Annotated in this window: 24 protein-coding genes; 9 read left to right on the top strand and 15 right to left on the bottom strand. The window is 72.4% G+C overall.

Annotated features, from left to right (window positions below):
- Positions 1–12: 12 nt before the first annotated feature.
- The 3 genes from ACWGJ5_RS21110 to lnt form a co-directional block, all read right to left on the bottom strand.
- Complete coding sequence (locus ACWGJ5_RS21110) at positions 13–828, bottom strand: 3-hydroxybutyrate dehydrogenase (protein ID WP_453311190.1); 816 nt, start codon at positions 826–828, stop codon at positions 13–15.
- Positions 829–882: 54 nt separating this feature from the next.
- Positions 883–1,362 (bottom strand): NUDIX hydrolase, encoded by a 480-nt coding sequence (locus ACWGJ5_RS21105; protein WP_453311189.1) that lies wholly within the window; start codon positions 1,360–1,362, stop codon positions 883–885.
- Between the two features lie 89 nt (positions 1,363–1,451).
- A complete protein-coding gene (gene lnt, locus ACWGJ5_RS21100) occupies positions 1,452–3,062 on the bottom strand; it encodes an apolipoprotein N-acyltransferase (RefSeq protein WP_453311188.1) in 1,611 nt (536 codons plus the stop codon).
- Between the two features lie 412 nt (positions 3,063–3,474).
- Between lnt and ACWGJ5_RS21095 the strand changes: the two genes are divergently transcribed.
- Positions 3,475–4,455: an O-antigen ligase family protein gene (locus tag ACWGJ5_RS21095; RefSeq protein ID WP_453311187.1), complete on the top strand. Its 981-nt coding sequence runs from the start codon at positions 3,475–3,477 to the stop codon at positions 4,453–4,455.
- Between the two features lie 38 nt (positions 4,456–4,493).
- Here the strand turns inward: ACWGJ5_RS21095 and ACWGJ5_RS21090 are convergent, their stop codons facing one another.
- Both ACWGJ5_RS21090 and ACWGJ5_RS21085 read right to left on the bottom strand, forming a co-directional pair.
- Positions 4,494–5,039, bottom strand: coding sequence for a hypothetical protein (locus ACWGJ5_RS21090; RefSeq protein WP_453311186.1), 546 nt, complete (start codon positions 5,037–5,039; stop codon positions 4,494–4,496).
- Positions 5,040–5,145: 106 nt separating this feature from the next.
- Positions 5,146–5,931: a glutamate racemase gene (locus ACWGJ5_RS21085; RefSeq protein WP_453311185.1), complete on the bottom strand. Its 786-nt coding sequence runs from the start codon at positions 5,929–5,931 to the stop codon at positions 5,146–5,148.
- Positions 5,932–6,000: 69 nt separating this feature from the next.
- Here ACWGJ5_RS21085 and ACWGJ5_RS21080 point away from each other — a divergent pair, with 69 nt between their 5' ends.
- Entirely contained in the window at positions 6,001–7,164 is a 1,164-nt protein-coding gene (locus ACWGJ5_RS21080) for a glycosyltransferase (protein ID WP_453311303.1), read from the top strand.
- Positions 7,165–7,170: 6 nt separating this feature from the next.
- Here the strand turns inward: ACWGJ5_RS21080 and ACWGJ5_RS21075 are convergent, their stop codons facing one another.
- The gene (locus ACWGJ5_RS21075) at positions 7,171–8,442 is read right to left on the bottom strand and encodes a TerD family protein (protein ID WP_453311302.1); all 1,272 of its coding nucleotides are present in this window, start codon (positions 8,440–8,442) and stop codon (positions 7,171–7,173) included.
- 293 nt (positions 8,443–8,735) lie between these two features.
- On the opposite strand from ACWGJ5_RS21075, the gene ACWGJ5_RS21070 reads away from it, so the two are divergent.
- The 5 genes from ACWGJ5_RS21070 (at position 8,736) to ACWGJ5_RS21050 (ending at position 13,891) form a co-directional block, all read left to right on the top strand.
- Entirely contained in the window at positions 8,736–9,173 is a 438-nt protein-coding gene (locus ACWGJ5_RS21070) for a DUF6643 family protein (RefSeq protein ID WP_453311184.1), read from the top strand.
- Between the two features lie 43 nt (positions 9,174–9,216).
- A complete protein-coding gene (locus tag ACWGJ5_RS21065; RefSeq protein WP_453311183.1) occupies positions 9,217–10,041 on the top strand; it encodes an MOSC domain-containing protein in 825 nt (274 codons plus the stop codon).
- A gap of 185 nt (positions 10,042–10,226) precedes the next feature.
- A complete protein-coding gene (locus ACWGJ5_RS21060) occupies positions 10,227–10,832 on the top strand; it encodes an Rv1733c family protein (RefSeq protein WP_453311182.1) in 606 nt (201 codons plus the stop codon).
- A gap of 232 nt (positions 10,833–11,064) precedes the next feature.
- Entirely contained in the window at positions 11,065–13,503 is a 2,439-nt protein-coding gene (locus ACWGJ5_RS21055; RefSeq protein ID WP_453311181.1) for a right-handed parallel beta-helix repeat-containing protein, read from the top strand.
- 46 nt (positions 13,504–13,549) lie between these two features.
- Complete coding sequence (locus ACWGJ5_RS21050) at positions 13,550–13,891, top strand: VOC family protein (RefSeq protein WP_453311180.1); 342 nt, start codon at positions 13,550–13,552, stop codon at positions 13,889–13,891.
- Here the strand turns inward: ACWGJ5_RS21050 and ACWGJ5_RS21045 are convergent.
- Positions 13,888–16,209 (bottom strand): hypothetical protein, encoded by a 2,322-nt coding sequence (locus ACWGJ5_RS21045; protein WP_453311179.1) that lies wholly within the window; start codon positions 16,207–16,209, stop codon positions 13,888–13,890. The genes ACWGJ5_RS21050 and ACWGJ5_RS21045 overlap by 4 nt on opposite strands.
- Before the next feature lie 291 nt (positions 16,210–16,500).
- On the opposite strand from ACWGJ5_RS21045, the gene ACWGJ5_RS21040 reads away from it, so the two are divergent.
- Together ACWGJ5_RS21040 and ACWGJ5_RS21035 are read left to right on the top strand one after the other, a co-directional pair.
- Positions 16,501–17,331: a DeoR/GlpR family DNA-binding transcription regulator gene (locus tag ACWGJ5_RS21040; protein ID WP_055705365.1), complete on the top strand. Its 831-nt coding sequence runs from the start codon at positions 16,501–16,503 to the stop codon at positions 17,329–17,331.
- A gap of 68 nt (positions 17,332–17,399) precedes the next feature.
- Entirely contained in the window at positions 17,400–17,873 is a 474-nt protein-coding gene (locus tag ACWGJ5_RS21035) for an SRPBCC family protein (RefSeq protein WP_453311178.1), read from the top strand.
- On the opposite strand, the gene ACWGJ5_RS21030 is transcribed toward ACWGJ5_RS21035, so the two are convergent.
- From ACWGJ5_RS21030 to ACWGJ5_RS20995, 8 genes are all read right to left on the bottom strand, one after another.
- A complete protein-coding gene (locus tag ACWGJ5_RS21030; RefSeq protein WP_453311177.1) occupies positions 17,874–18,665 on the bottom strand; it encodes an enoyl-CoA hydratase/isomerase family protein in 792 nt (263 codons plus the stop codon).
- Entirely contained in the window at positions 18,662–19,927 is a 1,266-nt protein-coding gene (locus ACWGJ5_RS21025; protein WP_453311176.1) for a cytochrome P450, read from the bottom strand. Before ACWGJ5_RS21025 ends, ACWGJ5_RS21030 begins: the two co-directional genes overlap by 4 nt.
- Positions 19,928–20,053: 126 nt before the next feature.
- A complete protein-coding gene (locus tag ACWGJ5_RS21020; protein ID WP_453311301.1) occupies positions 20,054–21,358 on the bottom strand; it encodes a cytochrome P450 in 1,305 nt (434 codons plus the stop codon).
- A 109-nt stretch (positions 21,359–21,467) separates the two neighbouring features.
- Positions 21,468–22,070 carry a GTP-binding protein gene (locus tag ACWGJ5_RS21015; protein ID WP_453311175.1) on the bottom strand — a complete coding sequence of 201 codons (603 nt, stop codon included), beginning with the start codon at positions 22,068–22,070 and terminating at the stop codon, positions 21,468–21,470.
- Positions 22,045–22,419 carry a DUF742 domain-containing protein gene (locus ACWGJ5_RS21010; protein WP_453311174.1) on the bottom strand — a complete coding sequence of 125 codons (375 nt, stop codon included), beginning with the start codon at positions 22,417–22,419 and terminating at the stop codon, positions 22,045–22,047. The genes ACWGJ5_RS21015 and ACWGJ5_RS21010 overlap by 26 nt, the downstream gene beginning before the upstream one ends.
- Positions 22,416–22,817: a roadblock/LC7 domain-containing protein gene (locus tag ACWGJ5_RS21005; protein WP_453311173.1), complete on the bottom strand. Its 402-nt coding sequence runs from the start codon at positions 22,815–22,817 to the stop codon at positions 22,416–22,418. The genes ACWGJ5_RS21010 and ACWGJ5_RS21005 overlap by 4 nt, the downstream gene beginning before the upstream one ends.
- The gene (locus tag ACWGJ5_RS21000) at positions 22,814–24,022 is read right to left on the bottom strand and encodes an ATP-binding protein (protein ID WP_453311172.1); all 1,209 of its coding nucleotides are present in this window, start codon (positions 24,020–24,022) and stop codon (positions 22,814–22,816) included. The genes ACWGJ5_RS21005 and ACWGJ5_RS21000 overlap by 4 nt, the downstream gene beginning before the upstream one ends.
- Before the next feature lie 233 nt (positions 24,023–24,255).
- The gene (locus ACWGJ5_RS20995; protein WP_453311171.1) at positions 24,256–25,380 is read right to left on the bottom strand and encodes a PLP-dependent cysteine synthase family protein; all 1,125 of its coding nucleotides are present in this window, start codon (positions 25,378–25,380) and stop codon (positions 24,256–24,258) included.
- Positions 25,381–25,606: the final 226 nt, after the last annotated feature.

The raw sequence follows: 25,606 nt of genomic DNA, 5'->3' as shown, positions 1-25,606 counted from the left end.
CCGCAGGACGCATCAGTGGGCCGTCCACCCGCCGTCGAGGACCAGCGAGGTGCCGGTGACGAAGGACGCCTGCGGGCTGCACAGGTAGGCCACCGCCTCGGCGACCTCCTCCGGTTCTATGAGCCGCTGGACCGCGCTGTCCTTGAGCAGGACCTCGGACAGCACGCGTTCCTCGGGGATGCCGTGCGCCTGTGCCTGGTCGGCGATCTGCTTCTCCACCAGGGGCGTGCGCACATAGGCCGGGTTCACACAGTTCGAGGTCACCCCGTGGGAAGCGCCTTCAAGAGCGGCTGTCTTGGACAGGCCCTCCAGACCATGTTTGGCCGCTACATACGCGGACTTGTAGGCAGAGGCGCGCAGACCATGGACGGAGGACAGATTGACGATCCGGCCCCAGCCTTGCGCGTACATGTGCGGCAGGGCGCCGCGGATGAGGCGGAACGGCGCCTCCAGCATCACCGTCAGCACGGTGTGGAAGACCTCGGGCGGGAACTCCTCGATGGGGCGCACCAGTTGCAGGCCGGCGTTGTTGACCAGCACGTCGGCGCCGGCGGCGGCGCGTTCGGCGGCATCGAGGTCGGTCAGGTCCACGGTGTGCGGTTCGACGGTCCCGGGCAGGTCACCGGCCCGTTCCGCCTGCTGGGCCAGCTCGGCCAGGCCGGGCGCGTCGCGGTCCACGGCCCGCACCCGCGCACCGGCGGCCGCGAGCCGCAGCGCGCAGGCGCGGCCGATGCCGCTTGCGGCACCGGTGACGAGGGCGGTACGGCCGCCGAGGTCGAGGGGGAGCTGCTGGGGGCGAAGGCCGGGTGGGGGGCTGGACGAGGTCATGTGCCGACCCTAGGTGGGCCCCACCCGTCACCACATGTGGTGACCGCCCATACTTCAGCCCACAGTCGTAGGGTCAAACCATGTGGGTGCCTCGGACATGGCCTGCTTGATCCGGAAGCGGCCGAACTCGTGGAGCTCCGGCAGCGCATCCACCGTGAACCAGCCCACTTCCAGGGACTCGTCGTCGTTGACCCGGGCCTCGCCGCCCACGGCGCGGCAGCGGATGGTGATGTCCATGTACTGGCACCGGTCACCGTTGGGGTAGGTGACCGGCTGCAGAGCCTGGACGAGGACGACCCGCTCGGCCACGCAGTGCACCGCCGTCTCCTCGAAGACCTCCCGCACGGCACAGGCCGCGGGCTGCTCGCCGGGCTCCGGGATCCCCCCGATCACCGACCACTTGCGGGTGTCGGCCCGCCGGCCCAGGAGCACTCTGCCCTCGTCGTCGAAGACGATCGCGGTGACCCCGGGAAGCCAGAGCAGTTGCCGGCCGGCGGAGGCCCGGAGGGTGCGGATGAAGTCAGGAGTAGCCATGGGCCCGACCCTAACCGGCCCGGCCCGCACTCTCCTGGCGGTCCAGGGGGCGTACGGCCCGGTTCAGGAGTCGTACGCCGGTCGTACGGTCACGCGCCACCGGCGCGCCGACGGCGCAGCCCGGCCCCGGTCGCCCAGCCGACGCCGCCCGCGGCGACCAGCACCAGAGCGATCTCCGGGAGGATGCCCAGCTGCGTCGCGGGGGTCTTGGACGTGCGCAGCGGCACCTTCTGGACGAGGTAGGCGGGCACGAACATGCCGGTCTTCTGAGTGATCTTCCCGTCCGGCATGATGATCGCGCTGACACCGCTGGTCACCGGCACGGTGACGGTACGGCTGTGCTCGACGGCGCGGATCCGGGACATGGCGAGCTGCTGGTAGGTCATCTCGCTGCGGTCGAAGGTCGCGTTGTTGCTCGGCACGGAGATCATCTCCGCGCCATGGGTCACGGTGTCCCGCACGGCCCAGTCGAAGGCGGCCTCGTAGCAGGTGGCCAGGCCCACCTTGGCGCCGTCGATGTCGAACACGCCCGGGGTGCTGCCGCGGCTGAAGTCCTGCCGGACCATTCCGGTCCAGTTCTTGTTGACCGCGCCGACGAGACCACGCAGCGGGAGGTACTCGCCGAACGGCTGGATCTGCCGCTTGTCGTAGGTCTGCGTCGGTCCCTTGACCGGGTCCCACAGGATCTGCTCGTTGAGCAGTTTGCCGTCCTTCTCGACGACCCCGCCGACCGAGACGGGCACGCCGACGGCCTTGGCGGCGCCCTCGATGACGGCGGCCGCGTCGGGATTGGCGAAGGGGTCGATGTCGGAGGAGTTCTCCGGCCACAGCACGTAGTCGGGCTTCGGGGCCTTGCCCGCCTTGATGTCGGCGGCGAGCCTGAGCGTCTCGCGCACGTGGTAGTCGAGCACCGCCCGCCGCTGGGCGCTGAACTCCAGCCCGGAGCGCGGGACGTTGCCCTGGATGAGCGCGACGGTCCGGGTGCCGTCCTCGGCCTTGTCGCTCACCAGCGGCCGGGCGGCGACCGCGCCCACCACCGGGACGGCCACGCTCAGCAGCGCGGCGGCCGCCGCGCCTCGCCGCACGGCCCGGGTCCGGCGCCGCTCGGCGATCAGCCGGCCGGCCTCGTACATGCCGAATCCGCACAGGACGACCGCGAAGCCGAGCACGGGTGTGCCGCCCACCGCGGCCAGTGGCAGGAAGACCCCGTCCGCCTGTCCGAACGCGATCTTGCCCCAGGGGAAGCCCCGGAAGGGCACGCGCGCGCGTACCGCCTCGCCCGCGATCCAGAGGGCGGCTGCCCACACCGGCCAGGCCGGCAGCCTGGAGACGGCGGCGACACCGACGCCGACCAGGGCGACGAAGACCGCCTCGATGGCGACGAGTGCCAGCCAGGGCCCGGGACCCACCTCCACCCCGGTCCACACCAGCAGCGGCAGCAGGAAGCCGAGCCCGAAGAGGTAGCCGAGGCCCAGGGCCGCCTTCCAGCCACGGCCGCGCAGCAGCCAGCCGAAACCGGCGAAGGCGGGCAGCGCCAGCCACCACAGGGTGCGCGGCGGGAAGCTGACGTAGAGCAGCACTCCGCAGAGCGCGGAGGCGAGGGCCGGGACCAGGCGGAACAGGCGGCCGCGGAACGCGCTGGGCGCGGGGGACGGCTGGAGCTGATCCGGCTGGTCCACGGAAGTTGCGGTGACGGTCACCCGGGTGAGTGTACGGCGGCCACCTGGGCCGCCGACAGCGCGGTTCGAGGGCCGGGACCGGCCCCGCGGAGCGTGCTCGTCGCGGGTCGCCGCCCTCCGCTGCGCGCCGCCGCACCGACCCGCTCCCCACGACGAGCACCCACCCCGACACCGGCCCCCGGCACATGACGTTTCCGCCGCCCCACCACCACTTTCCGCCGCATCTCGTGCCCAATCCGGTCATCAGCCGCTACGGTGAGCCCAGCCTCGGCAGTGCGGCCGGATCCGGCGCCATGCCCGGCCGTGGCCGGATGCAGGGCTTGGGGACCGGGGACAAGGGGCAGCCGTGGGGGCGACGGGGACGACGAGGTCCGCGGCCGGTGTGGATGCGGGCGCGGCGGCCGCCAGACGAAACGTTTCTGACGGCGCGGGCATGATCCTGCTGGGCGCCTGCGCCGGCTGGTCGCTCATCACCGCGGCGGCGCATGACGGACGTCCCGAGGGCGTCCTGCTCGCGGTGCTCGCCGTCGCCGCCGGTCATGCCGTCGGCCGGGTCTCCGGGGCCCTGCTGCCGGTGGCCGCGCCGTGCGCCGGCGCGGCGGCCGGGCTGTCCCTCGCCGCGGCCCTGCCCGCTCTCTCCGCAGGTCCCCGGTACGCCGCTCCGCTCGGCCACGCCGGTGGCACCGCCGCCCTGCTGACACTGGCCACCGGCGCCGCGTGCTGCGCCGCCTGGGCGACGCCCGTACCGGAGCTGAGGCTGGTGCTGCGGCTGCCGGCCGTCGGAATCGTACTGGCCGGGGCGGTGCTGGGGTCGGTGGCCGGGTGTGTGGCGAGTGCGGCCGTACTGCTGTGTTCGCTCGCGGCGGGCTCGGTGTCCCGCCGGGGCGTGTGTCTGCTGGGCCTGGCGGTGGCGGCGGCGCTGGCGGCCGGAACGGCCTGGGCCCTCGCCGCCGACGTGCTGCCGGGCGGTCTCACCCGGGTGCTCGAAGGCCGGCTGGGCGCGCACCGGGTCGCGCTGTGGCAGGACGCCCTGCACGTGGCGGGCCATAACCAGGGGCTCGGCGTCGGCCCGGGGAGGTTCGGCGAGCTGGGCGGCACGGCCGCGCAGACTCTGTCCGCCGACGGCAAGCCGCACTCGGCCCTGCTCCAGTCGGCGGCGGAGCAGGGCGTCGTCGGGGTGCTCCTGTTCGTCGCGGCGTTCTGCTGGGTGCTGCACGCCCTGTGGCGCTCTCCTCGTTCCACGCCGGTCGCGCTGACCACGGGAGCGGCCCTGACGGCGCTGGCCGTGCTCGCAGTGGTGAGCGACGCGCTCAGCTTCACCACCGTGACCGTGGGCGCCGGGCTGCTGGCCGGATGGGCGACGGCACGGCCATGGGCACGCGAGGGAGCGTACGGAGCGGAGCTCCGGCCCTGAGCGGTGTCGCTCCCCCTGCCGCTACGCGGCGCGCGACCTCAGCGGCCCGACCCCGGAGTGATCGTCCGCAGCCGCTCCCTGATGACCCGCACCGCCGACTCGGCGTTGTCCACGGTGATCGTGAAGGTGTGGCCGTCCCACAGGCGCAGCACGACGCCCTCGCCACGGCGTACGACCACGGCCGTGCCCTTCTCGGGGCGCCACCGGTAGCCCCAGCCGCCCCAGTGCCGGGGGGTGACGAGGGCGGTGAACTCGGCGCCTGCCACATGGGAGAGAGGGATGCGCCGGCGCGGCAGCCCCATGTGGCCGCAGCGCACCTCGACGCACTCCTTGTCGAGCCTGAGGTCGACGTGCACGAAGGCGAGCGTGCCGAAGAGGACCAGCAGACCGGCGGCGATGCAGCCCACGACCGACATCGCCAGTGGGGCGACGCCGGAGGTCCATGCCGAGTCCACGGCCAGCTCGATACCGAGCGCCATACACGCCGCGCCGACCAGCGCCAGCAGCCACTGGACCCGGTTCGTGGCGCGCCCGGTCCAGACCTCGGACTGCGGACCGTCATCGGCGTGGCGGGGGTCCCTCATGATTATGAGGTTACTCAGGTTTCGCTGCGCGGGTAGGGCGTGGCAGACGGTGACTGCCCCGGGTGGACCAGCGCGGGTCGGCGCGCGAGCGGCGCCGGCCGGCCGGTCAGCGGACGGGGGTGACCGCCTGCAGGAAACGGCCTTCCTCGTACGACAGCGCCGTGTCGGGCAGCGTGGCGTCGCGACCGCTGAGCAGCACCGTGAGGGTGGTGTCGGCGACGGCGGCCGGGGCCGGCTCCGCACCGATCCGGCGCAGGGCCTGCGCGGCCACCGCGCCGGCGGAGCCGTGCAGTGCGAGCGGCGGACGGCCGGGCCGCTGGACGGCTGCCCGGATGCGCTCGCCGACCAGCTCGTAGTTGGTGCAGCCCAGGACGACGGTGGTCACGTCCTCGGGGGTGCGGGCGGCGGCCGAGGCGATCGCGGCGTCGATCGCGCTTTCGTCCGCGTGGTGGACCGCGTCAGCGAGGCCCGGGCAGGCCACCTCGGTGACGGCCGCACCGGCGGCGAACTGCTCGATCAGGTTGCGCTGATAGGCGCTTCCGGTGGTGGCGGGGGTCGCCCAGATCGCGACATGCCCGCCGCCCGCCGCGGCCGGCTTGATCGCCGGGACGGTACCGATGATCGGCAGATCCGGTTCGAAGCGGGCCCGCAGTACCGGCAGGGAGTGCACGGACGCAGTGTTGCAGGCGACGATCAGGACATCGGGCCCGTGGGCGGCGGCGGCCTCGCACACGGCGAGGGCCCGCTGGGTGATGTCCTGCGGGGTGCGCGGCCCCCAGGGCATCCCGTCCGGGTCCCAGGAGAGCACGAGATCCGCGTCGGGCCGCAGCCGCCGTACCGCGGCGGCGGCGGGGAGGAGGCCGATTCCGGAGTCCATGAGCGCGATCTTCACCCGGCCACGATAGACGATCGGGCCCTGCGGGCCTGTGGGGTGGGGCAGACTTCGGGCGTGAGCGCCCTGATGTGGATCACCGTCGTGTCGCTGGCCGCCTGGTGCCGGCTGCTGCTGTGCCAGGGCTTCTTCTGGCGCACGGACGTCCGGCTGCCGCCGCGCCGGGAACCGGAAGCATGGCCGTCGGTCTGTGTGGTCGTACCGGCCCGGGACGAGGCCGCGGTGCTGCCCGCGAGCCTGCCGTCGCTGCTGGCGCAGGACTATCCGGGTCGGGCCGAGGTCTTCCTGGTGGACGACGGGAGCACCGACGGCACCGGGGAGCTGGCCCGCGAGCTGTCCCGGCGGCAGGGCGGGCTGCCGCTGACCGTGGCCTCGCCGGGTGAACCGCCGGCGGGCTGGACGGGCAAGCTGTGGGCGGTCCGGCACGGCATCGGCCTGGCACGCGCGCGTGATCCCGAGTATCTGCTGCTGACGGACGCGGACATCGCGCACGCGCCGGACAGCCTGCGCACGCTGGTGGCCGCGGCCCGTGCCGGGGGCTTCGACGTCGTGTCGCAGATGGCGCGGCTGCGGGTGGAGAGCGCGTGGGAGCGACTGGTGGTCCCGGCGTTCGTCTACTTCTTCGCGCAGCTGTATCCCTTCCGGTGGATCGGCCGGAAGGGATCGCGTACGGCAGCGGCGGCGGGCGGCTGTGTCCTGCTGCGCGCGGGCATGGCGGAGAAGGCGCGCATCCCGGACGGCATCCGGCAGGCCGTCATCGACGACGTGGCGCTCGCCCGCGCGGTGAAGGACGCCGACGGGCACGTCTGGCTGGGGCTGGCCGACCGGGTGGACAGCGTGCGGCCGTATCCGCGGCTGCACGACCTGTGGCGGATGGTCTCGCGCAGCGCCTACGCCCAGCTGCGGCACAACCCGCTGCTGCTCCTCGGTACGGTCGCCGGGCTGGCGCTGGTGTACCTGGTGCCGCCCGCCGCGGTGGTCGTCGGAGCGGCGGGCGGCTCTGCGGTGACGGCGGTCGTCGGCGCTCTGGCGTGGGCGGTGATGGCGGGGACGTACGTGCCGATGCTGCGCTACTACCGGCAGCCGCTGTGGTTCGCTCCGCTGCTGCCGTTCACCGCGCTGCTGTACCTCCTGATGACGGTCGACTCGGCCGTGCAGCACTACCGGGGGCGCGGCGCCGCCTGGAAGGGCCGCACGTACGCCCGTCCCGATGCCGTGCCCGACGAGGGCTGAGCCCGGTCACTTGCGGCCCGGCGTCCAGTTCATGCCCCATCCGTAGGCGCGGTCTATGGTCCGCTGCGGGCTCACTCCGCGCTCCGGCACCAGATACCGCGCCTCGCGCTGCACCAGGAGGTCGCCGCCGGTGTCGGTGATCAGGGCGAGGGCGCACACCGTGGACGGCACGGTGCACTCGTCGAGGGAGAAGTCGATCGGGGCGCCGTGCTGCGGCTGGAGGGTGACGGTGGCGTGCAGGTCGGCGAAGGAGCTGGCGCCCTCGTAGATGGTGACGAAGACGAGGATGCGCCGGAAGTCCTGCCGGTGATCGAGGTTGATGGTGAGGTTCTCGCCGCTCGCCACGGCACCGGTGCGGTCGTCGCCGTCGAGGTGGATGTACGGCGGCCGGTCGAGCGAACCGAAGGCGTTGCCGAGAGCCTGTACGACGCCTTTGCGGCCGTCGGCGAGTTCGTACAGGGCACACAGGTCGAGGTCCAGCGCCCCTCGCCCGCCTCCCCACCGGCCGCCCCAGCCGGAAAGGTCTTTGTGCATCTGCCAGTTCAGGTTCACCCGCATGGCACCGGAGGTGCCGCCCTGCTTGGCGAGCGAGACGGAGGGCGCCGTCTTGGTCAGGGTGACCTTGGACAGGCGGACCGGCCGGGCTCCCGGAGGGGGCACGGGTGCGGACGGAGTCGTCGGGGGCGGGGCCATCGAGGTGGACGCGGGAGGCGGGGCCGGTGTCGCCCGGCGCTGCGCGGCGGGCGGCGCTGCGTGCTGGGGTTCGTCCACGGTGATACCGAAGTCCGTTGCCAGGCCCTCGAGTCCGCTGCTGTAGCCCTGGCCCACGGCGCGGAACTTCCAGCCGCCCTGGCGGCGGTAGAACTCACCGAGCACGAAGGCCGTCTCCACGGTCGCGCCGGGGCTGTCGAAGCGGGCGACCGCCTGGCCGCTCACGGCGTCGGTCACCTCGATGTAGAGGCCGGGGACCTGTCCGAAGGTCCCGCCGTCGGCGGAGGCGGCGAGGACGATCCGCTCGATCGCGCCCTCCACGCGCGCGAGGTCGACGGACAGACTCTCGGTGACTCCCGCGCCGGATGCCTGCTTGCCCTCGTGGCGCACGGCACCGGAGGGATGGGCGGGCTGGTTGTAGAAGACGAAGTCGTCGTCGGAGCGGACCTTCCCGGTGGCGAGCAGCAACGCGGAGGCGTCCGCGTCGGGCACGCCGGGTCCCGAGCGCCAGCCCAGTTCCACGCGCAGTGCCGTGCTCGGCACCGGCGCGTTCGCCCCTTTCAGCATGGACATGCCCGCCCCCATCCGTGTCGGCTTCCGGACACCCTCGGTCGTCCAGGTCATCGCTACCCGCACAACCTATTCGTCGGTACGGCGAACGCCCACGACCGGCGCAGGAAGATCCCCGGTCAACTGCCGGTAACCCCGCAGGAACTCGCCCTTTACACGATTAAAACGCGGCCCGACGTCCCTTTTTGCCGAATTCGCTCAGATTGGGGATCCCCGGTCACTGCAGGCACGGAAAACAACCCTCTTATCGGTCTCCCCAACGAGCACATCGTGGGCTTAACTTATGTGCCATGACCTCCCCCCGCTCCACTTATGGTGGCGGCTACTACTCCGCCTCCTTCCCGGACACCCCGATCTACGACTCGCTCGTCGCCGAGCGCGGCACCCCGCAGATCGCCCCGATCCGGGTCCCCGCCGCCTACGACACGGGCAGCAACCTGCCCGCCCTGCCGTCGGCCCTGCCCGCCCTCCCAGCGGCACCCTCCCCGCAGGCTCCCGCCTACGGCTACCCGCACATGCCGCAGCCCGCACCCCTGCAGCAGGCGCCCGCCGCGTACATCCCGCAGCAGGCCACCGCCCCGCGGGGTTACCCCGGCCCGCAGGCCCCGCAGCAGCAGCGTCCGATGGGCATGGGCACGGGTTACGAGGCCATGCGCCCCGCCGCTCCGCGGCCCGCCCCGGCTCCCTACCAGGACCCGTACAACAACCAGCAGTACCGCGGCTACTGACCGGCGCCCTGTCACTGTCAGTGCCTCCTGGCACGATGGCGGCATGGGAAACGCCGAACTGCAGTCGATCCACGTCCATCCGGTCAAGGCGTTCCGGGGTCACACAACCCGGGAGGCTGTGGTGGAGCCCTGGGGCCTGGCCGGAGACCGGCGCTGGACGCTGATCGACGACGGGGGAAAGGTCGTCACACAGCGCGAACAGTCGCGCCTCGCGCTGGCCGCCGCCGAGCCTCTGGCCGGCGGCGGCGTTCGCCTCTCCGCGCCCGGCCAGGCACCCTTGACGGTGTCCGTGCCCGAGCCGGCCGGAACCGTGCCGGTGAACGTGTTCGGCACGAAGGTCGAGGCGGTCCCGGCCGACGCTGCCGCGCACGCCTGGTGCAGCACCTATCTGGGAGCGGACGTCCGCCTGGTCCACATGGACGATCCGGCCACCCGCCGCCCCGTCGAACCCGAGTACGCCCTGCCCGGCGAGACGGTGAGCTTCGCCGACGGCTACCCCTTGCTGGTCACCACGACGGCCTCCCTCGACGCCCTGAACTCCATGATCGCCGGGGGCGCGCACGCCGCCGAGGGTCCGCTGCCGATGAACCGCTTCCGGCCGAACGCCGTCATCGCCGGCACCGAGGCCTGGGCCGAGGACCACTGGTCCCGGATCTCCATAGGGGAGGTGGTCTTCCGTATCGCGAAGGCGAGCGGACGCTGCGTCGTGACCACCGTCGACCAGGACACCGCCGTACGCGGCCGGGAGCCCCTGCGCACCCTGGCGCTGCACCGCAAGGTCGGATCGAGGCTGCTCTTCGGCCAGAACCTCGTACCCCTCTCGCGCGGCACGATCAGGGTCGGGGACCCGGTGCGGGTGCTGGGGTAGAGCGCGACTCCGATTCGGTGGCGGGGGAACCCGGGACGGGTCCCGGTCGTTGGGAGGGCATGAGAGATGCGTGAGAAGCCGCGTGCGTGACCGCTCGCGGTGGACGTGATGTCGCTCTCTCTTGCTCCGGGCTGCGGATGCGCTCCTCCGCCGGGGGTTATGACGGAGCGAAAGGGGGTGGGGACGTGCGGGCAATCAGTGGCCTGTGGCGCTGGCGGCACAATCCGCTGCGCCGCGCGACCGACCTGGCCGAGGCATGGGTGGCCCTCGTGGCGCTGGTGCTGATGGCCGTGGCAGCGCCCGTGACCGGCTGTCTGGTCGGCGCCGCCGCCCAGGCCTCGCTGCAGCGCTCCGTGCGCGAACAGCGGCACACGCGCCACCTCGTCACGGCCACGGTGGTGCGTGACCTGGGCGAGACCCCGCTGGAGACCGACCCCGACACCACGGCGGCCCGCGAGTCCCGCAACCGTGTCCTCGCGGACTGGACCGCGCCGGACGGCAGCCTCCGGCACGGCACGGCCCTCGCGCACCTCAAGTCCCCGCACCCGGGCGACCACTTCGGACTCTGGACCGACCCTCACGGCCGAATAGCGACGCGCCCGCTGGACTCCCTCACCGCCACGACACACGCGGTGCTCGCCGGAATCGGCGCGGCGCTGCTGGCCACGGGCCTGGTCGAGAGCGGCAGGCGACTGGCCCTGTGGCACATGCTCCGCGGCCGGTACGCACGCTGGGACCAGGCCTGGGACCGGGCGGGCCCGGACTGGGGCAAGGCGGGCACCGGCTGCTGACGGCCTTCCGGCTCTGGTCAACCCACCGTGCACGCACACGCTACGGTGGACCGGCCGAAGCGCTTTCGGCGACAACCCGCGGGTGAGCGAACCGCAGGGGCACGCGCAGGTTTTCGGGAGCGCGAACGCGCACCAGCCCCAGGGGCTGAGCACGGTCGCGGTCCCGGCGCCGACGGCAGGTCCCCCGAGGGAGCGAGCCATCAGTACGACGAGGTGGGGGCACAGCAACGCCATGACACAGGGCACGGTCCAGGTGACGCACACCGGTACGTCGCGGTGGCGGCGCCGCACAGGCGAGTACGCTTCGCTCGCCGCTGCCCTGGAGGCCGCCGCCGACGGCGACGTCCTCACCATCGCCCCGGGCACCTACCGGGAAAACCTCGTGGTCCAGCGGGCGGTGACGCTCCGTGGCCCCGAGGGCTCCCCCGGTTCGGTGCGGATCGCGCCCGTGGACGGTGTGCCGCTCACCGTGCGCGCCTCGGCCGTGGTGCAGGACCTGCACGTGGAGGGCCAGGACGCGGCGGCGCCCGCACTGCTGGTCGAGGAGGGCACGCCCGAACTGATGGACGTGCGGATCGTGACCCGGTCCGCCGCGGGCATCGAGGTGCGCGGCGGCGCCCGGCCGACCGTGCGCCGGTGCACCGTCGACAACCCGGCCGGCATCGGCGTCGCCGTACTCGACGGCGGCAGCGGGGTGTTCGAGGAGTGCGAGGTCGTCGCCGCCGGGCAGGCGGGCGTGGCCGTCCGTGGCGGTGCGCATCCGCGCCTGGAGCGCTGCCGTGTGCACCACGCGTCGGGCACCGGGGTGACCGTGACGGGCGAGAACTCCGCGCTGGAGGCGGTGGGTTGTGAGATCTACGAGGTGCGCGGCTCCGGTGTGCAGGTCACCCAGCGGGCGTTGGCGCATCTGACCGACTGCGATGTGCACCGCACCACCGCCGACGGCGTCACCCTGGACACGGACGCGGTGCTCACGCTCGCCGACTGCCGCATCCACGACATCCCGGAGAACGCGGTCGACCTGCGCTCCCGTTCGGTGCTCACACTGACCCGCACGACGGTCCGTCAGTTCGGGCGCAACGGCCTGTCGGTGTGGGATCCGGGCACCCGGGTGGACGCCCACCAGTGCGAGATCTTCGACAGCACGGGCGACTATCCGGCGGTGTGGGTCAGCGACGGCGCGACGGCCGTCCTCGACTCCTGCCGGGTGCACGACGTGCCGGACGCCCTGTTCGTGCTGGACCGCGGTTCGCGCGCGGACGTCGTGGACAGCGACCTGTCGCAGGTGCGCAACACGGCGGTGTCGGTGAGCGACGGGGCGACCGCGCAACTCGACGACTGCCGGATCCGGGAGGCGGCGACCGGAGCGTGGTTCCGCGACCACGGCAGCGGCGGCACGCTGAACAACTGCTCCCTGGACGGCACCCAGACCGGCGTCATCGTCACCAAGGGCGCCGACCCGACCATCGAGCGCTGCACGGTCGACTCCCCCGCCGAAGCCGGCTTCTACGTCTCCGCGGGCGGCCGCGGCAGCTTCCTGAACTGCCGGGTCAGCGGCAGCGCCGGATACGGCTTCCATGTGATCGACGGCTGCCGGGCGACGCTGCGCAAGTGCCGCACGGAGCGCTGCGCGCGCGGCGGTTACGAGTTCGCCGACGCCGGACCGGACGCCGCGTCGGGGGCGGGCCCGGTCGTGGAGGACTGCACCAGCGACGAGAGCGGCGGCATGCGGCGGCCCGCGGTCCGCGAGACCGTCGTGCAGACCGTGTCGCACTCCCCCGGGCTGCTCGGCTCGATCCCCGGGCAGCGCAGCACGGAGCAGGAACCCCTGGTCACCGTCGCCGAGCCCGGGAAACCGGTGCGGACGTCGAAGGACGTGCTGGGGGAACTGGACGCGCTGGTGGGCCTGGAGAGCGTCAAGCGCGAGGTGCGGGCGCTGACCGACATGATCGAGGTGGGCCGGCGCCGGCAGCAGGCGGGCCTGAAGGCAGCCTCCGTCAAGCGGCATCTGGTCTTCACCGGCTCGCCCGGCACCGGCAAGACGACGGTCGCCCGGCTCTACGGCGAGATCCTCGCCTCCCTCGGTGTGCTGGAGAAGGGACACCTGGTGGAGGTGTCTCGGGTGGACCTGGTCGGCGAGCACATCGGTTCCACCGCGATCCGCACCCAGGAGGCGTTCGAGAAGGCGCGCGGCGGTGTGCTGTTCATCGACGAGGCGTACGCCCTGTCCCCGGAGGACGCCGGACGTGACTTCGGCAAGGAGGCCATCGACACTCTGGTGAAGCTGATGGAGGACCACCGGGACGCGGTGGTGGTGATCGTCGCCGGCTACACGGCGGAGATGGAGCGCTTCCTCTCCGTCAACCCCGGTGTCGCCTCCCGCTTCTCCCGCACCATCACCTTCGGCGACTACGGCCCCGAGGAACTGCTGCGGATCGTGGAACAGCAGACCGACGAGCACGAGTACCGGCTGGGGCCGGGCGCGTCCGAGGCGCTGCTGAAGTACTTCACGGCCATCCCGAAGGGCCCGGCGTTCGGCAACGGCCGCACCGCCCGGCAGACCTTCGAGGCGATGGTGGAACGGCACGCGAGCCGTGTCGCCCAGTTGGCGGACCCCAGCACGGACGATCTGACCCTGCTGTACGCGGAGGACCTTCCGGAGCTGCCCTGAGCACTCCGGCACCCCGGCCTTTCGCACGAGCTTCCGGAGGACGCGGATGAAGGCGCCGGCGACGCTCGCCCGGCTCTACGTGGACGACCTGGACGGGGCGCTGCCCGCTCTGCGCGAGCTGACCGGCCAGGACGTCCGTACACGCTTCTCGTACGGCGATGTGGAGGTCGCGAGCATCGGCGGCTTTCTGCTGGTCGGGGGCAGTGAGCAGGCCCTCGCCCCGTTCCGGCTGGTGCAGAGCACGGTGCTCGTGGACGGGCTGCACGCGCTCGTGACGGCCCACGGCGGGGAGGTTCTCGACGGGCCGCGGGAGGTGCCCACCGGTCGTAACGCGACGGTGCGGCACCCGGGCGGAGTCGTGCTGGAGTACGTCGAGCACACGGCCTAGCCGGTGTCGGCCCGGTGCTCCGTGGGCTCCGGCCGTGGCCCCGGCAGCTCCGGGCGCAGCCGGCCCAGCAGGCGGGCGCGTTCCCGGGCGAAGACGGGGTCGGCCTGGTAGTCGGAGTGGCCGAGGATGGGCGCCGGGAGGGGATGCGCGGGCGTGCGGCCGTAGGCGAGCGGGTCCCGCAGGGGGCCGTGGTCGACCTCGGGCATGTCGTCGTCGGGGACGCGGACGGGGCCGCCGATGGGGTCGGTGCTGCGGTACAGGTTGCCCCAGCAGGCGACGTCGCGGTGCAGGGCGGCGAGCGCGGGCGGTCCGAAGTGGGCCGGGAACCAGCGGCCGTAGAGGCGTTCCAGCGGGGAGCCGTAGGTGAGCAGCGCGATCCGGCCGCGGACGGACGGGGGCAGCTGCCAGGCGGCGGCCGCGGCCAGGACGCTGCCCTGGGAGTGGCCGGAGAGCACCAGCCGACCGCCGGTGTGCTGCGTCCAGGTGGCCATGCGCCAGGTCAGGTCCGGTACCGCGCGCTCGGCGTAGCACGGCGGTGCGAAGGGGTGCGCGGCGCGCGGCCAGAAGGTGCCGACGTCCCAGAGGATGCCGATCGTGCGCCGCGCCGAGGCGTCCTTGTAGGCGCGCCTGCCCCAGGTCACGAAGAGCACGAAGCCGAGGCCGACCAGCCAGGAGCCCAGTGTCTGGGAGGTCTCGGCGAGGGCCTGTAGGGCGTCGTAGGTGCGGCGGGCGGCTCCGTCGGGGGTCTTACGGGTGGCCAGCGCGCCGGCCAGCGCCACAGCGCCGAGTAGCAGAGTGGTCGCGGTGAGCACGGCGACGACGAGGGGCGCCCGGTCGGTGAGCGTGGCCATGGCGCGGACGTGGGCGATGGCGCGGGTACGGCCCGGGTCCTCGGGTTCGCCGGGATGCTCGTGGCGGATCCGGTCGCGTTCGGCGCGGGCCAGCCGGGCGGTGCCGAGGCCGAGCCGGGCGGCGAGGAGCAGCAGCACCGCGAGGACCGGCGGGATGGTGGACGCCTGCCAGGTCAGCAGGACCGGCGGCCCGGGGAGCGCGGCGTGGGTGCCGTCGAGCCAGTCGGCGACGCGCTGCGCGACCCCGCCGGACATCACGCCGCCCAGCGCGCAGGCGAGCAGCGCGACGGCGGGTCCGCCCAGGCCCCGCATGCCGGCGCGCGGATCGGAGGTGCGACGGTGGAGGCACCCGGCCACGACGGCGAGCGCGACTACCAGCAGCCCCTGGGACAGCATGAGGGCGCCGAAGGCGGGGTCGCCCGGCAGCCGACCGGTGGACCGCCAGCCGGGCCGGGTCCAGCCGGCGTAGACCACGGTGAGCAGCAGCAGGGCGAGCGCGCCGAGCGGCAGGAGGCGTACCAGGTGCCGGTCGAGCTGCTGGTCGAGGCGGTTCTCGCTGCGGCCGCGGCGGCAGACGACGCCCACGGCAGCCGCCGCCCAGGCCAGCAGGGCCGCGGTGAGCAGCCGGCCGAGGATGTCCAGGGCGGCGGGGCCGCCGGGCCGGTGGTCGAAGCGGACCGCGGGGGCCGCGACGGCGGCGGCGACGGTCAGCAGGGCCGCGGCGGTGTGCGCGGCGCGCAGCCGGGCCACGAGACGGCGCCCGTACCAGAAGCCGGGCCTGGTCAGCGCGCTGCCGTCGCTGTCCGGCTCGGGCTCGTGGGCCATGGGCCGATGGGATTCGTACGCGCTCCAGGTCCGGCGGGAGAGGTACCAGAGCAGGGCCGTCAGCGCGGTCGGCACGAGTGCGGCGAGCGCGAGCCGGCGGCCGGGCAGGCTCCACCAGGTGGTGTGCCCGCCGGGGGTCACGGACGCCGGGGGTGCGAGGAAGGCCAGCCAGGAGTGGCGGTGGGCGCAGGACCGGACGCCGGCGCACTGCCAGGCCACCAGGTCCAGGGCCACCTCGCAGGCGGCGGCCACCAGCAGCACGGTCAGGCTGAGGGCGGCAAGCCGTACGAGGAGGCCGTACAGGCGGACCGTGCGGTGCCGGCCGGGCGCGGCGGGGCGCATCCAGTGGGCGAGGTTGACCACCATGAACGGCAGCAGCAACAGCCACAGGGCGCGGCTGCTGTCGCCGGAGGTGAGGTTGCACCAGACGTACGCCTCCTGGACCGGCCGGTCCAGGGGTTCTTTCCCGGCCCCGGCGTCCTCGGCGCGCCGGAAGACGGCGGCCGTGTCGTCGCCGGTGACCCGGACGGTGCGCGGGTCGCCGAGCATCTTCTCGGGAGTGGTGCCGCCCACCCCGTGCACGAGCAGTTCCAGCTCGGCGTCCGGCTGCCGCGCGCCGCGGCGTTCCTGTGCGTGGTCCACCGTTCTCGCACCCCCGTGACGCACAGAAGGACAGTGTCGATGCGGGCTTCAGGATCTCCGGTCCGGGGGTGTCGTACACCTCTCGTCACGGAATCTCCCCGATCCGTGTGGCACCGGCCGGGGCGGGCCTGGCGGATGTGGCATGTGCGCGTCGTGACAGGTGATGGCGCAACCGGTGCCGACCCGTGACAAGATGGGACGCCCGCGCATCTCCGGCCGACCGGAACCTCCTGGTCGGGGCCGGTGCACCGGGCGTGTCGGACGGACTGCGGCGAAAGGACCGGAGCGTACGTGAGTGAGAATCAGAACCTCCTCGCGGAGCAGCGCCGCGCCCTGATCCTGGACGAGGTCCGGCGCCGGGGCGGTGTGCGGGTCAACGAACTGACCCGCAAGCTCGGCGTGTCGGACATGACGGTACGCCGTGACCTGGACGCCCTCGCCCGCCAGGGTGTGCTGGAGAAGGTGCACGGCGGTGCGGTGCCGGTGGTCGAGGCCAGCACGCACGAGCCCGGCTTCGAGGCGAAGTCGGGTCTGGAGCTGACCGCCAAGGAGGACATCGCGCGCGCAGCCGCCAAGCTGGTCACCCCGGGCACGGCGATCGCCCTGTCCGGCGGTACGACGACGTACGCGCTCGCCCAGCAGCTGCTGGAGGTGCCGGACCTGACCGTCGTGACGAACTCGGTGCGGGTCGCGGACGTCTTCCACGCGGCACAGCGCACCTCGGGGCAGCGGCAGGGCGCTGCCACGGTGGTGCTGACCGGCGGCGTGCGCACCCCGTCGGACTCGCTGGTGGGACCGGTGGCCGACCAGGCGATCGCCGCCCTTCACTTCGATCTGCTGTTCCTCGGTGTGCACGGCATATCGGTCGAGGCCGGGCTGTCCACGCCGAACCTCGCCGAGGCGGAGACGAACCGGCGGCTGGTGCACTCCGCGCGCCGGGTCGTGGTGGTCGCCGACCACACCAAGTGGGGCACGGTGGGCCTGAGTTCCTTCGCGGCGCTGGAGCAGGTGGACACGCTGGTGACCGATGCGGGCCTGCCCGCCGAGGCGCGTGCGGAGATCTCCGAGCACCTGCGGGTGGTGGTGGCGGGCGAGCCCGGGGAAGACGACGCAGACATCTGAGGGTCTGTCAGCTATGGTGGCCGCCCGGTCGACCGCTCCGGCGGGAGTGGCACAAGGGGGTTACGTCCATGGCTCGTCGTCTGCGCCCGGTGGACCTCGACTTCGTCGGGGCCGCGCCCGTACGTCTGGTCTTCGCGCGGGAGGTCTCCGCGCCCCCCGAGCAGGTCTTCCGCGCGCTCGCGGAGGACGTGTCCGGCTGGACGCAGTGGTTCTCGGCGGTGACGCTCGCCCGTGCCACCGACGGCGGCGCGGGGCGTGAAATCCGGCTCAGGGGCGGGACGCGGTTCGAGGAGACGGTGCTCGCGGCCAAGGCGCCCGAGGTGTACGCCTACCGCGTCGACGCCACCAACGCGCCAGGCGTCCACGCCCTGGCCGAGGAGTGGCGCCTGGCTCCTCGGGGCACGGGCACCCGGGTGCAGTGGACCTTCGCCGCGGACGGGTCGGCGCCGTTCCGGTTCGCCCTCGGGCTGGCCCGGGTGGGCCTCGGGCGCGCCTTCCGTGACGCGGTCACGTCCCTGGACCGGCGCCTGGCGAGGCGTTGATCAGCCGGTGCCGAGGGCGTGGTGCGACTCGGTGATGACCGCTGCCATCAGTTCCGCGTCCAGTGCGGAGACATCGGCCAGGCGCGAGGCCGCGGAGAGCGAGTTGAGCAGGGTCTTGGTGACGCGCAGCGCGGCCTGGGGGCGGCGGACGATGGGCCGGGCCCAGGCGGCGACGGCCGCGTCCAGTTCGTGAGCGGGGACGACCTTCTGCAGGATGGACAGGGACTGGGCCTCCGCCGCGGTGATGGCGCGGCCGGTGAGGACGATCTCGCGGACGCGGGCGGCGCCGATCTCGTTGATGAGGCGCGGCAGGAGGCCGCCCCACGCGGTGGGCAGCCCGAGCGCGAGTTCGGGCAGCCGGAAGGTCGCGTCCTCGGATCCGACCCGCAGATCGCAGGCGAGCGCCAGGGCGAAGCCCGCCCCGATGGCCTTTCCGTGGACGCGCGCGATGGTGACGGCCGGGTTGGAGGTCAGGGCCTCGCAGACGCGCCGCGCCTTGGCCCCCGACATGCGGATGGCGCTGCCCGTGGGATCGTGGGCGAGGTGCCGGGCGGACTCGCCGCGGTCCCCGCCGAGGCAGAAGTCGTCACCGCTCCCGGTGAGCACCAGCACCCGGACGGCCGGGTCCTGCTGCTGGAGGACCGCCAGGAGGTCGTCCAGCAGGGCGTCGGTGACGGTGTTGCCCTGCTCGGGGGTGTTCAGTTCGACGGTGAGGACGGGACCCTCCCGGTGGGTCCGCAGGGTCGGCCGTACGGCGCCGGCCGGGGGGGTCGTGAGGGGGAGGGCGGTCATGTCGTCACTTTCAGGGAGGTGATGCGCCGGAAGACCATCCGGTTCGCATACGTCGGTCCCGCGGTCGGCCGCAGGGTGGGGAATCGTTCCAGCAGGTGGGTGAGCAGGAGTCGGGCCTCCAGGCGGGCCAGGCCCGAGCCGAGGCAGTAGTGGACGCCGCCGCCGAAGGTGAGGTGGGCGCCCTTGCGGCGGATGTCGAAGAGGTGGGGGTCCGGGTTGCGGCGCGGGTCGTGGTTGGCGGCGCCGTACAGGACGTGGACGGTGGTGTCCTTGGCGATGGGAACACCGGCGAGGACGGTGTCGTCGGCGGCGAAGCGCGAGTTGAGGTGGATCGGGGGGTCGTAGCGCAGCGTCTCCTCGATCGCGTCGTCGACGTGCTCGGGATGCCGGCGCAGCCGGTCGGCCCGGGCCGGGTCCTGGGTCAGGAACCACACGGCGTTGGCCAGAAGTGTCGCGGTGGTCTCCAGGGAGGCGATGGTGATGAACATCGTCAGGTCGTACAGCATCTGATCGGCCGCCGCGCGGTCGTCGGGGTACTGGGCGTCCCAGTAGCGGATCCAGCCGCTGAGGACGTCGTGGCCGGGGTGGGCGCGCCGGTGGGCGACAAGGCCGGTGAAGTAGGCCTGCATCTCCAGGGTGGCCTCGGCCGAGACGGCCAGCTCGCTCTTGGTGGGGATCAGTTCCTGGGCGTGGACCTGCCGGTGGGTGAAGTCCAGGATGTGCGGATAGTGCTCGGCCGGTATGGCGAGCCAGTGGCCGACGGTGTGGATGGGCAGCTGGTCGCCGACCGTGGTGACGAAGTCGGCCTCGCCGTGGGTCCGCAGCTGTAAGGCGAGGCGGTCCAGGAGCTCGGTGACATGGGCGGCGATCCGGGGTCGCACGGCCTCGAGGGTGCCGCGGTCGAAGAGGTTGCCCAGGGCGCGGCGCCGCGCGGTGTGCTCGGGGGGGTTCAGGCGGGACAGCGTCCGTGTCATCTCCCGGGTCGCCGGGTCCTGCCAGCGAGCCATGTCCGGCCGGCGTTGCTGCCAGGCGAAATCCGGCACGAGCCAGTCCCTGCCGCGCAGGATCTGGTCGCAGGCGTCGAATCCGGTCACGAAGTACCCGCCCCAGGGAGCAGGCACCACTTCGCCCAGTGCGCGCAGTCCGTCCCAGACGGGCAAGGGGTTGGCCTGGCCCTCGGCGGAGCGGAGGCGACGAAGGAGGGGGATGACGGCTCGGCGGTCGGTGGGGGTTGTACCGCGTATGACGCCAACGGCGGTCACGCGAAGCTCCTTTGTTGCTGGGCGCTACCGTTACCGCCGGAACCTACCCTTCCCCTCTCCTTCGTCATGCGCCCGACAGTGTTGCTCCCGTCACATGCCGCACATGAGACAACCACATCTCAGGCGTCACACCCGGAAGATGTCCAGGAAGGTGCTCCAGAAGCCCTTCTTCCTGGCCGGCTCCTGGCGGGCGGCGGCGCCCGGTGCCGTCGGAAGCGGCTGCTCCCCTGCGGCGGGGACGGTCCGGCTCTGCAGCGCGGAGGCGATGTGGGTGGCCGGTGCAGGGCTGAAGGCCACGGGCAGCGTGACCAGCGCCCGGTGGAACGGGCCCGGCCGCCATTCCAGGTCCTTCTCGGGGACTGCCAGCATCAGGTCGGGCAGGGCGTTGAGCAGTTTCTCGATCGCGGTGACGGCGATGACCTGTGCCGGGTCCTTGGCCGGGCACGCGTGCGGACCGGCTCCCCAGCCCAGGTGGGCGCCCTTGCTGTGCTTGCGGCGGGCCTCGGTGAGCGCGGGGTCGGTGTTGGCGGCGGCGAAGCTGATGACGACCGGCGTGCCCGCCTCGGCCACCACTCCCCCGAGGTCCACGTCCTGGACCGGATAGTGGGTGGCGTAGTTGGCGATGGGCGTCTGATTCCACAGCACGTGATCGATCGCCTCCTCGATCAGCAGCCCGGAGTCGCGTCCGCTGGTGTCGGGGGACAGCAGCAGGAGCAGGGCGTTGCCGATCAGGTTGCGCTCGGGCTCCACGCCGGCGCCCATCAGCATCACCAGCTGGTCCTTGAGCTCCTCGTCGGTCAGTCCCGCGGGGTGCTGGATCAGCCAGGAGGTGACGTCGTCGCCGGGCTGCCGGCGCTTGAGGGCGATCAGCTGCATGAGGCAGGCGGTGAGCTCCTCGTTGGCGCGCAGGGCGTCCTTGCCGTCGAAGATGGCCGACATGGAGCTGGTGAGGGTGTCACCGATGTCTGCCGGGCAGCCGAACAGCTTGTTGAAGAGCAGCAGCGGCAGCAGTTTGGCGTAGTCGTTGAGGAGGTCGGCGCGGCCGCGCTCGCAGAACTGGTCGATGAGGTAGTCGGCGATGGGCTCGACGTCGCGCCGGATCCGGGTGATGTTGAGCCGGGCCAGGCTGTCCGTGACGGCCTTGCGCAGCCTGAGGTGCACCGCGCCGTCGGTGAACAGGCAGTTGGGCCGGTACGCCATCATGGGCAGGACCGGGTGGTCCAGGGGTATGTGCCCTTGGTTCAGCGCCTTCCAGCGGCGGGAGTCCCGGGCGAAGAGCGTGGTGTTCTGCAGCACGCGCAGGGCCGTCTCGTGGTCGACGACCAGTGTGGCGTCGATGCCGGGGGCGAGTTCGACCGGTCCGGCCGGACCGCGGGCGCGCAACCGGTCGTAGACCTGGTGGGGGTCGGCGGCGAACGCGGCGTCGTGCATGGGGCATCTGGCGCCGGCGGGGGCGGGGACTGACTGGCGGTCCATGGGGTTCCTTCTGCTGGCTCCGGGCCGGTGGTCCGGGGGGAGACGGCCCGGGCGGATGGGCGGGTCAGGCGGCTCGGGTGAGCAGGTGACGGACGAGCGCGATCAGCGCGTGGGCGGAGGACTGCCGGTCGCGGGCGTCGCAGTAGATCACGGGGGTGTCCGGGAGCAGGTCGAGGGCCTCGCGCACCTCCGCCTCCTCGTAGACCGTGCCCGGGTCGAAGCCGTTGACCGCGATGGCGTACTCGAGGCCGTACCGCTCGACGAGGTCGATGACGGGGAAGGTCTCCTCCAGCCGGCCCGGGTCGACCAGGAGCAACGCCCCCAGCGCGCCGCGGGCCATGTCCTCCCACAGCTGCATGAAACGCTGCTGTCCCGGGGTGCCGAACAGGTACAGCACGAGGTCGTCGCTGAGCGTGAGGCGGCCGAAGTCCAGGGCCACGGTGGTGGTGGTCTTGTCCGTCACGCCCCTGAGGTCGTCCACGTGGAGGGACGCCTGCGTCATCTTCTCCTCGGTGCGCAGCGGGGTGATCTCCGACAGCGAGCCGATGAAGGTCGTCTTGCCCACGGCGAAATGCCCGACGACAAGGATCTTGGCAGCGTTGGTCACCGCGCTGGAGACGTAGATGGATCCAGGGGCCGTCTCAGCCGATGAGGGATTGGAGTCCATGCAGAACCTTCTCGAGGGTCGCTCTGTCAACGTTCTGAGCCCGGGGCGGCTCGGCGCGGCGCAGGAGGTGGCCCTGCTCGAATAAATCGGTCAGCAGCAGCCGGGCCACTCCCACCGGCAGGCCCACGTGGCCCGCGACCTCGGCTACCGACAGGTAGCCGCCCGCGCACAGCTGCCAGATCGCCATCACCTCGGGGCCGGCCCCCAGCGGAGAGGTCCGCTCGGGAGCCAGCGTGACGAGGGTGTGCAGCGCCAGGTCGTCCGCGGCCGGCAGGCTCCGGCCGCCGGTGATGACGTAGGAGCGGACGAACTCGCTGGTGACGGAGGCCTCCTCGCCGGGCCTGGTCATACCGCGGCACCGTTCTCCGAGCGCGGCCCCACACTCATCGCCTTGCTCAGGGCGACCACCGTCTTCTGCATGCGGAAGGACACGGCCTCCATGTCGACGTCCAGCGCGGCCGACACGGCCAGGTACGAGCCCTGGCCGGCGGCGATCAGGAAGATCCAGCCGCCGTCGTACTCCAGCAGCGTCTGCTTCCAGATTCCGTGTCCCGCTCCCACGAACCCCGCGACGGCACGGCTCAGCGACTGCATCGAGCTCATCGCGGCGGCGTTCGTCTCGGCATCGTCGCGCCCGATGTCGTCCGAGCGCTGCAACAGCAGCCCGTCTCCCGAGACGAGGATCGCGTGCCGGGCTCCGCGTACTTCGAGCACGTCGTTCAGCACCCAGGACAGGTCGATCTTCACTGGTTGTCAGGTCCTTCCGTGGTCTGCGTGGTCCGCCCGAGGTGAGTTCCGCGCGCGAACGCCCCGATCCGCGACGCCGTCACCTCGCTGGCCGGCTCGGCAGCCCCCTCCTGGCCGGTGTCGGGGGCCGGGACCACGGTGACGGAGCCGCTGCGCCGCCGGCGTTTGGGCAGACCTCCCGTGGTCGTTCCCACCACGTGCGAGGGGCCCACGACGGGGACCGGCGCCAGTCGCTGGGGCGCGGCCTCCGGGGCCGCGGCGTCCTGGTCGTTCTGGGCGCCGGCCGCCGGGGCAGGAGTGTCGGCCGAGAGGAGACTTTCGGGCACACGAATCACTGCACGCACTCCGCCGTAGGGGGAAACGGAACCGACGGAGACGGCGAAGCCGTAGCGGGCGGCGAGCATGCCGCACACGGCGAAGCCGAACCGCGGCGGATCGCCGAGACCGGTGATGTCGACGGGGCCGTCCACGGACAGCAGGGCCGCCGCCCGGTCCTTGGTCTCCTGGTCCATGCCCAGTCCGGCGTCGTCGACGATGTAGCAGACCCCGGTGGGCACGGTCTGGATGTTGACCTCGACCGGCGTTCCGGGCGCGCTGTAGGTCGTCGCGTTGTCCAGCAGTTCGGCCAGTACGACGGCGACGGGCTCGACCGCCTTGCCGACGAGGGAGACGTTGACCTGCGAGTGGACGCTGACCCGGTCGAAGTCCTTGATCCTGCCCTGGGCGCTGCGGGCGACGTCGTAGACCGTGGCGGCGCCCTCGCGCCGGCCCAGCCATCCGCCGCACAGCACGGAGATGCCCTTGGCGCGGCGGCCGAACTGGCTGCCGGTGTGGTCGACCGTCATCAGGTCGGCCAGGACGTCCGTGGTGTCGCCGTACTTCCTCAGCAGGCTGTCCAGGAGGACCTGCTGTTCCTCGGCGAGCGACTGGAGCGTGCCCATCGCGGACTTCAGCACCGCCTTGGTCGAAGCCTCCGCGTCGGCCCGTACGTCGGCCAGGTCACGCTGATGCTGTGCGGTCAGCGCGGCGACGTGCGTGTGGAGCTGCCCGACGTCGCCGCGGGCCTGTCCCAGTCCTGCCTCGAGATCCTTTCTCGTTCTTCGGAGCGCCATGTTGGTTCTCCGGGCTCGCATCACTGCGACGACCGCAGCGACGAGCACCACCAGCAAGATCCACAGCAGTGGATCCGTGGTCAATGACGTCATGAGACTCTCTTCAAGTCGCATCGCGCCCGGGATCGTGCGAGCGCGATGGTGCCTTTGAGACTGTCCCCCCGTACGCGTTCATGACACGCCGTCAGCCCACCGAAAAGTGGGATGATCTTATCAGTCACACAGGCGCAACCGCCTTGCCCAGAACCCCATTTGAGACGTCACCAAACCCTCACAACCCCGTCACCCGCCCGTTGGGCACCGGCCGCCGGAGGGACGGGACCGGCTCAGTCCGGCCACACCCCCGTGGCCAGCAGGGTCTCGATCGCCACCGTGTACGGCGTGATGTCCAGGCCCTGCTCGGCGAGCCAGGCGTCGGAGTAGTACTTGTCGAGGTAGCGGTCGCCCGGGTCGCACAGCAGGGTGACGACGCTGCCCCGGCGGCCCTCGGCCACCATCTCGGAGACGATCTTCAGCGCGCTCCACAGCCCGGTGCCCGTGGAGCCGCCCGCCTTGCGGCCGATGGCCCGCTCCAGGGCCCGTACGGCGGCGACGCTCGCCGCGTCCGGGACCTTCATCATCCGGTCGATCGCCCCGGGCACGAAACTCGGCTCCATGCGCGGCCGTCCGATGCCCTCGATCCGCGAGCCGCAGTCGCAGGTGACGTCCGGATCGCCGGTGGTCCAGCCCTCGAAGAAGCAGGAGTTGTCCGGATCGGCGACGCAGATACGGGTGTCGTACTGCATGTAGTGGACATAGCGCGCGAGGGTCGCGGACGTGCCGCCGGTGCCGGCGGTGGCGACGATCCAGGCCGGCTCCGGGAACCGCTCCAACTCCAGCTGGCGGAAGATCGATTCGGCGATGTTGTTGTTGCCGCGCCAGTCGGTGGCCCGCTCGGCGTAGGTGAACTGGTCCATGTAGTGGCCGCCGGTGTCCACCGCGAGGCGGGCGGACTCCTCGTACATCTTCCGCGAGTCGTCCACGAAGTGGCACTGGCCGCCGTGGAACTCGATGAGGCGGCACTTCTCGGCGCTCGTCGTGCGGGGCATGACCGCGATGAAGGGCACGCCGATCAGCTTGGCGAAGTAGGCCTCGGAGACGGCGGTGGAGCCGCTGGAGGCCTCGATGACCGGGCGGCCGGGGCGGATCCAGCCATTGCAGAGGCCGTACAGGAACAGGGAGCGGGCGAGGCGGTGCTTGAGGCTTCCGGTGGGGTGCGTCGACTCGTCCTTGAGGTAGAGGTCGATGCCCCAGTGCTCGGGGAGGGGGAAGCGCAGCAGGTGCGTGTCCGCCGATCGGTTGGCGTCGGCCTGGACCTTGCGGACGGCCTCTTTCAGCCAGTCGCGGTAGGCGGCGTCGCTGCGGTCGACGTCGAGGGTGGCGCCGGTCCGGGTCTGGTCGGTGGTGCTCACGGCGGTGCTCCTTACGCTGGGCGCCGACGACGCCTGACGCGGCCGGCATCTCGAGCATAGGCATCTTTCACACCGCTTCCCACCTGCATAAACGCATCTTTGAGCCACCCAAAGCGGCCCTGGGGCCCACGGCGTGGGGGTCATGCGGGGGCGCATTGGCGGGAGTGCTCCGGGCGGCTTGGGCGGGCGTCTCGCGCGTACTGGTGCTCCCGGCCGCATCGGGGCA

This window comes from Streptomyces sp. NPDC054783 (assembly GCF_053611725.1).
This window is presented reverse-complemented; position numbering and strand designations above follow the sequence as displayed.